At 67.8% G+C, this 1,199-nt stretch carries 1 protein-coding gene; it reads left to right on the forward strand.

The features are described from left to right. Positions 1-90 precede the first annotated feature (90 nt). A partial coding sequence (locus tag ACIBEF_RS32530; protein ID WP_396797254.1) for an IS630 family transposase occupies positions 91-1,199 on the forward strand: 1,109 nt, incomplete at its 3' end.

Consider the following 1,199-nt stretch of genomic DNA (forward strand, 5'->3'; position numbering starts at 1 on the left):
CTAGTGCCGTGACCACGAACGTTCACGGTGTTGGATGACACGCCGTCCGGCCTGTCGGCCGGGCGGCGTCGGGGCGGTCAGGCTGTAGCGGTGGCAGATCCTGTACGCGTGCGGCGGCTGAGTGATCAGGAAGGTCAGCAGCTGCTCAGAATCACCCGCCGGGGAACCGGTTGCTCGATCCGACTGCGACGGGCGATGGTCGTGCTCGCCTCGGCCGGTGGGAACACGGTGCCGGCGATCGCCCGTCTCGTCCAAGCCGATGAGGACACGATTCGGCAGGTCATCCACCGGTTCAACGAGATGGGGATGGCTTGCTTGGACCCTCAGTGGGCGGGTGGCCGTCCCCGCCAGATCAGTCCTGACGAGGAACAGTTCATCGTCGAGACGGCCAATACCCGCCCCGAAAAGCTGGGGCGGCCGTTCACCCGCTGGAGCGTCCGCAAGCTCGCCGAGCACCTGAGTTCGGATGCCGCCCGCCGGATCCGTATCGGTCGAGAACGGCTGCGGCAGATTCTGCACCAGCACAAGATCACCTTCCAGCGGACGAAGACGTGGAAGGAGTCCACCGACCCTGACCGGGACGCCAAGCTCGCCCGGATTGAGTACGTGAGCAGCCGCTTCCCGCAGCGAGTGTTCGCGTTCGACGAGTTCGGGCCCCTGGTGATCCGCCCGCAGGCCGGTGCCGGTTGGGCTCCGGCAGGGCGTCCGCACCGGCTGCCCGCGAATTATCACAAGCTGCACGGCGTCCGGCAGTTCCACGGCTGCTACTCCGTTGGTGACGACCAGCTCTGGGGCGTGGTCCGGCGGCGCAAGAGCGCGGCGAACACCCTCGCCGCGCTCAAGTCGATCCGCGCCGCCCGTCCGGACCGTGCACCGATCTACGTGATCCTGGACAACCTGTCGGCCCACAAGGGGTCGAAGATCCGCAGGTGGGCGGCTCGGAACAAGGTCGAGCTGTGCTTCACCCCGACCTACGCCTCCTGGGCCAACCCGATCGAGGCCCAGTTCGGGCCGCTGCGCACCTTCGTCATCGCCGGCTCGAACCACCCGAACCACCCGGCTCTGACCCGGAAACTGCAGGCCTACCTTCGGTGGCGCAACGTCAACGCCCGTCACCCCGACGTCCTGGCCGCCCAACGCCGCGAACGAGCCCGCATCCGCAGCGAACCACAACGACGCTGGGACCAACCCGCCACCCG

The sequence above is a fragment of the Micromonospora sp. NPDC050795 genome, from assembly GCF_044456785.1.
In the GTDB taxonomy this organism is placed as follows: domain Bacteria; phylum Actinomycetota; class Actinomycetes; order Mycobacteriales; family Micromonosporaceae; genus Micromonospora.